The sequence below is a fragment of the Ralstonia chuxiongensis genome (assembly GCF_024158925.1).
Classification (GTDB): Bacteria; Pseudomonadota; Gammaproteobacteria; order Burkholderiales; family Burkholderiaceae; genus Ralstonia; species Ralstonia chuxiongensis.
The window spans coordinates 138,838-146,409 of the sequence record NZ_JAMYWC010000009.1 but is presented as its reverse complement, the minus strand read 5'-3'; the positions used below and the strand labels follow the sequence as shown (position 1 = coordinate 146,409).

General features: G+C 61.4%; 10 protein-coding genes. 6 read left to right on the top strand and 4 right to left on the bottom strand.

Translation table 11 applies throughout. The annotated features are described in order from the left end of the window. A partial coding sequence (locus tag NKG59_RS24405; protein ID WP_248137186.1) for an IS3 family transposase occupies positions 1-109 on the top strand: 109 nt, incomplete at its 5' end. Positions 110-693: 584 nt separating this feature from the next. Further along, positions 694-1,059 (top strand): hypothetical protein, encoded by a 366-nt coding sequence (locus NKG59_RS24400; RefSeq protein ID WP_253542389.1) that lies wholly within the window; start codon positions 694-696, stop codon positions 1,057-1,059. 215 nt (positions 1,060-1,274) lie between these two features. On the opposite strand, the gene NKG59_RS24395 is transcribed toward NKG59_RS24400, so the two are convergent. Together NKG59_RS24395 and NKG59_RS24390 are read right to left on the bottom strand one after the other, a co-directional pair. Further along, the gene (locus NKG59_RS24395; protein ID WP_253542399.1) at positions 1,275-2,018 is read right to left on the bottom strand and encodes an SDR family oxidoreductase; all 744 of its coding nucleotides are present in this window, start codon (positions 2,016-2,018) and stop codon (positions 1,275-1,277) included. A gap of 182 nt (positions 2,019-2,200) precedes the next feature. After that, positions 2,201-3,100: a LysR family transcriptional regulator gene (locus tag NKG59_RS24390; RefSeq protein ID WP_253542386.1), complete on the bottom strand. Its 900-nt coding sequence runs from the start codon at positions 3,098-3,100 to the stop codon at positions 2,201-2,203. A 184-nt stretch (positions 3,101-3,284) separates the two neighbouring features. Here NKG59_RS24390 and NKG59_RS24385 point away from each other — a divergent pair, with 184 nt between their 5' ends. The 4 genes from NKG59_RS24385 (at position 3,285) to NKG59_RS24370 (ending at position 5,091) form a co-directional block, all read left to right on the top strand. Next, the gene (locus NKG59_RS24385; protein WP_253542383.1) at positions 3,285-3,746 is read left to right on the top strand and encodes a (R)-mandelonitrile lyase; all 462 of its coding nucleotides are present in this window, start codon (positions 3,285-3,287) and stop codon (positions 3,744-3,746) included. 38 nt (positions 3,747-3,784) lie between these two features. Beyond that, a complete protein-coding gene (locus tag NKG59_RS24380) occupies positions 3,785-4,138 on the top strand; it encodes a cyclophilin-like fold protein (protein WP_253542381.1) in 354 nt (117 codons plus the stop codon). Positions 4,139-4,192: 54 nt separating this feature from the next. Then, positions 4,193-4,426 (top strand): barstar family protein, encoded by a 234-nt coding sequence (locus NKG59_RS24375; RefSeq protein ID WP_315862612.1) that lies wholly within the window; start codon positions 4,193-4,195, stop codon positions 4,424-4,426. A gap of 296 nt (positions 4,427-4,722) precedes the next feature. Next, complete coding sequence (locus NKG59_RS24370; RefSeq protein WP_253542368.1) at positions 4,723-5,091, top strand: hypothetical protein; 369 nt, start codon at positions 4,723-4,725, stop codon at positions 5,089-5,091. A gap of 249 nt (positions 5,092-5,340) precedes the next feature. Here NKG59_RS24370 and NKG59_RS24365 read toward each other — a convergent pair whose 3' ends face one another. Both NKG59_RS24365 and NKG59_RS24360 read right to left on the bottom strand, forming a co-directional pair. Then, on the bottom strand, positions 5,341-6,399 hold the full coding sequence (locus tag NKG59_RS24365) for a DMT family transporter (protein ID WP_253542365.1): 1,059 nt from the start codon (positions 6,397-6,399) through the stop codon (positions 5,341-5,343). Between the two features lie 51 nt (positions 6,400-6,450). Next, positions 6,451-7,491, bottom strand: a complete 1,041-nt coding sequence (locus NKG59_RS24360; protein WP_420804051.1) for a YncE family protein — start codon at positions 7,489-7,491, stop codon at positions 6,451-6,453. Positions 7,492-7,572 lie beyond the last annotated feature (81 nt).

The following is a 7,572-nucleotide window of genomic DNA, read 5'->3' as shown; positions in this document are numbered from 1 at the left end:
CAACTACATCGAGATGTTTTACAACCCAACACGGCGTCATTCGAGCGCCAACGGTCTATCACCGGTAGAGTTCGAACAACGCCATTCCCAACGGCTCGCGGGTGTCTAGGAAAGCCGGGGCGATTCACAAGTTCGAGTGTTTTGAGGCTCAAACGCGACCCTCAGAGGGTCGAATTCGACTCTTTGGCACTGACGCTCGACCCTCAGACAGTGGAACGTGACCCTCAGACAGTGAAGTTCGAGTGTTTGAGGCTCAAACGCGACCCTCAAGGGGTCGAGTTCGACTCTTTGACACTGCCGCTCGACCCTCAAACAGTGAAACGCCAGTGTTTGACTCTCGCGTTCCACTCTCTGGGGGTGAAGCGCCACTGTTTGAGGCTGGAGCGTGACCTTCCGACCGTCGCTCCCGACGAACCAAGAATCCAACTTTCGCCGCTGCCCCCATCGCTATAATCCATCCCGCTGCCGCACCAACGGCAGTCGGGTTTGGCGACTCGACATACTCACAACGAGCGTCCGCTTGGCGGATACGCTCGGGCACACTCGCGCATGCCTCCTATGGCGGGCCGGGTGGGGAGACCGCAAGGTCTGCCGGTTGCCGTGAGTACCGGTTCGCCAGCCCCGCCGTCAGGCCCGCCACCTTCGTCTGGCGACGAGAAGGCGGACCTCCAGTCAACACTCACGGAGGCTCCCATGCCTATTGCAGACGAGACGCGCCCAGCGTCGTATCCATCTCCGCCAACATCGCAACCCCCACCGCCCACGTCATCCGACACAGGCAGGCTCACCAAAAACCGCACCTACCTGAACGGCGCAATCGCAGCGCAGGCGTATCTCAAGCGCACACGCACCGCCATGTGCACGCACGGCCAATGCCGGCCAGGCATGCTGCGCGAGCAGCTTCAACAGTTTTCGGCACACGCCTTCCCGCCGGCCTTCATCAAAGGCTTTGTGGATGCGATTGACGCTTACGTATCGATGTCGCTCGGGGGCCGCGATGTTGATCCGCAAACGTGGGATGTATTAGCTGCCGTAGAGCGGCGAGGCTACGGCCAATAAAAACAGATTGACGCATTCCCGTGACGGGCGGGAATGCTTGGGTGGCAGTTGGGCTTGGGTTGTTGGATTTGCCTGCTTCCGGCCAAAAGCGCCCGTTGCCGAAGAATCCTGGGGTGCGCGATGCTCGCCCGCTCAACATCAGCCAACGCTGTTGCAGCGGACCATCCATCTAGTCGACAGATCCGGCGGCGAGGTGCTCGGCACTCAGAGTCGTCTTACCAGGGTTGCGTGGTGGGACCGACAGTGAACTCGCTTACGGTCGTGTCCGCTGGTTGCTCGATCGCGAACGCCACGACATTGGCGATACGATCGGGCGAAATGCCGTGGGCCTCGTACAGCGCGTGCATGCCGGTCGAAGTCGCCTTGTCGCTGATCGTATTCAACAGTTCCGTGTTGATTGCGGCGGGGTAGATGGTAGCGGTACGGATGTGTGTGCCTTCCATGGCCGATTCGATGCGCAACACCTCCATGAAGTCGCGCACGAACCATTTCGTTCCACCGTACACAGCGCTGCCAGGATATGCCTTCAGGCCTGCGACCGACGACGTGGCGATCACCTGCCCAGACTTCTGAGCGGTAAAGGTGGGCAGCACTGCTGCCACGCCATTGAGCACGCCCTTGATGTTGATATCGACCATCTCGTGCCAGTCGTCCGTCTTCAGCGCCGACAGCGGTGAACTCGGCATGATCCCGGCGTTCAGGAAGATCACGTCGACCTTTCCGAAGGTTTCCTTCGCCAGGTTGACGATGGCGTCGTTGTCGGCCTGTTTCGTGACGTCCAGCACTTGGTAGGCGGCCTCGCCACCTGCGGCACGGATCTCGTCGGCCAGCGCCTCGAGCTTGTCCTGCCGCCGTGCGCCCAGCACGACCTTCGCTCCTTTGGATGCCACGAGCTTAGCGGTGGCAGCGCCGATGCCAGACGAGGCGCCCGTAATGATGATGACTTTGCCTTCCACGATTCCTTGCTCCTGATGTGTGTCCCCGGGCTCTATCCCAAGGTCAATCAGAAGATTAGGGCCGCAAGGCACCCAGCACTAGACGCCGCAGATCGCATGAACTTATCGAGACGACGCATGAATCAGGCGCAACCATTGTTGCTAGGCGATCAATGGTCCGTCGCTCGGTGGCGCGTAGTGCCGGCTCAACCTGGCGGCGCCGGACTGCGCAGGGCTTCGATTACGAGCTTGAGCGCGCGGGACGATTCGCGTCGGCTCGGGTAGTAGGCATGCCAACCGGGCCAAGTCGGCCAGTGGTCCTCCATCACCCATACCAGGCGCCCTGCGTCGACGTGGGGCTTGAGCGCATCTTCGGTCACGAACACGAGGCCGCAACCATCGATGGCGGCCTGCATCATCTGGTAGGCGCCGCTAAAGGTGGCCTGCCCGTCGACCTTGACGGTGAGGTCCTTGCCGTCGTCTATCAATTCCCAGGCGTAGATGGCGCCGTTGCTCAGCCGCAGAGTGATGCACTGGTGTTGGGCTAGGTCGTCGATGGTCCGTGGCGTTCCGTGCTCTGCCAAGTACGCCGGCGAAGCGGCGATCGCTGCGCGCATGTTTGGGCTGATGCGTACGGCGACCATGTCCTTTGCGACCTGATCGCCCATGCGGATGCCGACGTCGAAGCGCTCGGTCACGACGTCCACCAGTCGGTAGTCGGTGGCGATCTCGATCCGCAGCTCCGGATAGCTCTTGAGCAACGGCCGCAGCCGGGGCCACACGTACAGATCGGCTGCGATGTCGATGGCGGTGATGCGGATGGTGCCGGACGGCTTGTCTCGGTATTCACGCACGGCCGCGAGGTCGGCGGCGATCTCCTCGAGCTTGGGCCTCACGCTTTGCAGCAACTGCTCACCGGCTTCGGTGGGCGCCACGCTTCGCGTCGTCCGTGTCAGCAGCCGCACGCCCAGCCGTGTTTCGAGTCCCCGGACGGTATGGCTCAAGGTAGATTGCGACAGCCCCAGCTTGGCAGCGGCTTTGGTGAAGCTGCGCTCCTGCGCAACAGCGAGGAATGCATACAGGTCGTTGAGGTTCTCGCTGTCCATTGATCGAAACGAGCCATAAGTCCATGCCGATTGTGCAGTCTAGTGCTGAATGGGCATGGCCGCTACAGTCGTTTCAAGGCCCGGAAGGGCGAAACAACGAACTGCAATCGCGGCCGTTATAGACGAGGGCGAGCCGGCGGGAAGCCGCGGCCTTCGTCGGGCCTCATGCCTCAGGAGCACTTATATGGATGACCAATCCGCCAACAGCGCTGGCTCGACGCCCTCAGACGCGCAGACCCGCCAGCCGACCATTCAGGTCACACCGGTCGGCGCGCGACCATCGGCCCTCGGCGCGGCTGAACTGTTCACCGGCACCGTCGTCGTGGACGGGATGTTCGGGCCGAACTCACATTCAATGGGGTCGGGCGCTCTGGTCACCTTCACGCCCGGTGCCCGGACAGCCTGGCATGCGCACCCGGTTGGCCAGATTCTGATCGTCACTGCAGGCCAGGGTTGGATTCAGGCCTGGGGCGAGGAGCGGCGCGCCCTCCACCCCGGTGACGTGGCGTGGATTCCACCGGGTGTGAAGCATTGGCATGGCGCTTCTGCCACGCACTCCATGGCGCACATCGCCATCCAAGAGCTGCGTGACGGAACGGCCGCCCAATGGATGGAGCACGTCAACGATGGCCAGTACGCGGCGTGATATGGCCGGACCTGCAACGCACTCAGGAAGTAGCGCTCATGAAGATTCGCTTTCGGTTTCCTGCCGATGAGTTCATCGCCACCCTTGTCGACCAGCCAGCGGCGTACGAGTTGGTAGCCATGTTGCCCCTACGTCTGGAGGTGAGTGACTTCGCTTCGGCAGAGAAGATCGCTTACTTGCCCAACAAGCTCAATGTCGATAGCGCGCCAGCGGGCACCGACGCCGTAGTAGGTGATTTGGCTTACTACGCCCCGTGGGGCAACTTGGCCCTGTTCTACAAGAATGCGCCCTACGCGCCGGGGCTGGTCCACCTCGGGCGCATCGATGGCGCGATTGGCACGCTTGGCCAGCAACGTGAAGGCGTTGTGACCGTCGAGTTGATCGCCGAGTAAAGCGCACTTAGTTGCCGCGCTCCATTCACGCCCCTCAGCCTTTCAGCCCGTCAGTTGTTGCATGAGCGGCTGATGGACCAATTACAGTTTCCAGGTTGGTACGGAAAAAACTGGGATGCATTCTGGGACGCAATCGTGGCGCTTGTAGAAATGCCGCGCGTCCTTCGGCTCAAAAATAGGCCTGCATTTGAGCGCAGATTTCCTCGCGATGCGAAGTTGATGGCAGATTGCTTGAGCGACATGGAGAAGCAGTTCCCTTCGCTCGCTGCGCAGAATGAGCGTGTATGACCGACGCCGACCATGTAGTGAATCAATAATCCAACTTTTGGCGCTGCCCCCATCGCTATAATTGCCCCGCTGCCGCACCAACGGCAGCCTGGTTTAGCGACCTGAAACACCAAGGCGGACGATTGCTGCATGCAGTCGCACTGCTGCTTCCGTTCGCGCCTACTTTGGCGGGCCGGATGGTGAGACCTTCGGGTCTACCGGTTTCCTTGGGACCGGGTCGCTAACACCATCGTCAGGCCCGCCACCCTCGTTTAGCGCCGAGATGGCGGGGCTCCTTCAATCCCAAGGAGGCTCCTATGCCTATTGCAGACGAGACGCGCCCAGCGTCGTACCCATCCCCTCCAGTACCGTCGCCCAGCCCACCGCCCACGCCATCCGACACAGGCAGGCTCACCAAAAACCGCACCTACCTGAACGGCGCAATCGCAGCGCAGGCGTATCTCAAGCGCACGCGCACCGCCATGTGCACACACGGCCAATGCCGCCCGGGCATGCTGCGCGAACAGCTTCAGCAGTTTTCCGCGCACGCATTTCCGCCGGCGTTCATCAAAGGCTTTGTGGATGCGATTGATGCTTACGTATCGATGTCGCTCGGGGGCCGCGATGTCGATCCGCAAACGTGGGACGTGTTAGCCGCCATAGAGCGGCGTGGCTACAGCCAATAACAATGGATTGACGCATTCCCGTGACGGGCGGGAATGCCGGGGCAGAGTCGGGGTGACAGTTGGGCGTTCGCTGCGGCGCCGAGAAAGAGCACGTTCCGAAGGGAGTAGTTGGCGTACGACGGGGTCCTCAAAGTCGACAAGCGCTGCGATTGTCGGGCGGCAATCGGCCAGAAGCGGCCTTTGGCATAGCTGAGAGGCGTGTTGTTGCGGTTAGCCGTTCTTAGGTGACTGCAGATCTGACATTGCGACCTAGTGCGAATGACGGTGGTGAATATCCGGGTAATGCGGATGTTTGTGCACCAACGGTTCGTGCCGGTGGGCATGCACGTGCGGCTCTTTTCCATCCCACTGGAAGTCGTGCTGGTGCTGGTGATGTTCATCATGCCGATGTGCATGTGTGTGCTCCATCGGCTCGTGCACGTGCTCATGCTCGTGCCGTTCCCGCAGATGGAGCCAGACACCGAACCCCATGAAGGCTGAAGCCAGCCAGAACAGGAACCCAGGTATCTCTGGCCAGATCAGGAAGGCAATTACCACGCCAAACAGCGGTGCGACGGAGAAATACGCCCCCGTGCGCGCGGTGCCAAGGTGCCGCAGCGCCACCACAAATAGCGCCAGGCTGATGCCATACCCGGCAAAGCCGACAAGCATTGCCGAGATGAGTGGTACCGCCGCAGGTAGTGCATTGCCAGCCGCCAGCGCAAAACCGGTATTGCAGGCGCCGGCGACAAGGCCCTTCAGGCACGCGATCAACACTGCGTCGTTGGACGAGACATTGCGCGTCAAATTGTTGTCGATCGCCCAGCATGCGCAGGCGGCCACGATCAGCAGTGCGCTCGGCGATAAGCTCGCTGCGTCTGGCTGCCACGACAGCAGGACCCCGCCCGCCACGATGGCAACCATCCCGAGCACGATCTGCTGATCGGCGTTTTCCTTGAATACGATCCACGCGATGAGTGCGGTAAAAACGCCTTCCACGTTAAGCAGAAGAGAGGCGGGCGCAGCGGCCGTGTGCGCCAGCCCCGTCATCAACAGTGCGGGGCCCGCCACCCCGCCTGCAAGGATGGCACCGAGCAGCCACGGAATCTCGCGGCGTGGGATAGCCGGACCAGCTTGCGCGGTCTCAGCGGATTTCCAGAACAGCCGCCGTGCCAGCAGGACTCCAGCCAGGCCAAGACCACTGCCGAGGTAGAGCAGACCCGCAAGCAAGATCGGAGAAATCGAGCCTGTCAGCGTTTTGGCTAGAGGTGTGCTGGCACCGAACAGCAGCGCGGCGGCCAAGGCGGGGCTGGCGGAGCGGAGGGACATGACGACTGTCTGATTGATCGAATGCGCTCATTGTCGCGCGTTCGCGGCGTGTCAGGCGCCAGGTTTCATGACGCGCATCACGGGGTGACGATCAACATCCTTCAAAGGAAAGTAAATCTCATGCGTTGCGGGGTCGATCGCCAAACTATGCGCATTCGGCCCCACGAAGCCTTCGCCGGTTTTCGTCACACCTGTTGCGGCGACACGGAAGATTGACACCACGCCAGATTCACCGGCCACGTAGAGCTGGCCGAGATCGGGGTCGTAGCCCAATACGTCAGGCGTTCCTTTGGCATCGAAGCTTGCAGTGAGCCGCTTGGTCTTCAGATTGAGGACGAGCAAGCGGTCGTTATCCTCGCAAGCGATAAACGCGAGCCGCAGCTTGGGCTCGATCAGCAGTCCATGGTTTCCGTCGGCCCCGGGCAACGGAATGCGATCAATGATCTTGTCGGTGCGCGGGTCAATCTCGACCAACATCCCGCGTCCCTGGACGTTGACAAAAATGTGCTTCGAAACCGGGTCGTATTGCGTATTCCCCACCGCACCACCCAGCTCGATGGTCGCGATTCGCTGGTTGGTGCGGGCGTCGATCACCGTTTCCGTGTTGCCGGTCTCGTCGGAGACATACAGCTTGCTGACCTCTGGCGCGTAAGCAATGCCATCCGGATAAACGCCTCCAGGGATGCGGGCGACGATTTTCAGGGTGGTGGCGTCGATTGCCACGATTTCGTCGGTTCCAGTCGCGGAGGCATACACGCGGCCGAGTTCCGGCACGGCCAACGTGCCATGGACATGACGGATGTTGCCGATCGTGGCCAGCACGGCTTTGGTTTTGGTGTCCACGACGACCACCGTGCTATCCCCGAGATGCGCGACAAACAGCCGTGATCGGGTGGGGTCCAGGCTGAGGTAATCCCATCGCGTTGTGGTGCCGGGTAGCGGGTAGTCGCCCACATGTCGTAAGGGCAACGTTCCGGGTTGCCCTTGCGTTGCCGCATCGGCGCAGAGTGCTAAGCCGAACGTCATCGAGAGAAGCGCGAGAACCCACCTGGACAAGGGGCGGCACCTGTGCGACAGCGGTTGGGCATGCATGGTTTTTGACCGTTGTGATCGTAACGAAGCGCGGGCGAACTCAACGCAACTCAACGCTTGTGCCCGCGCTCGCGGCATCGC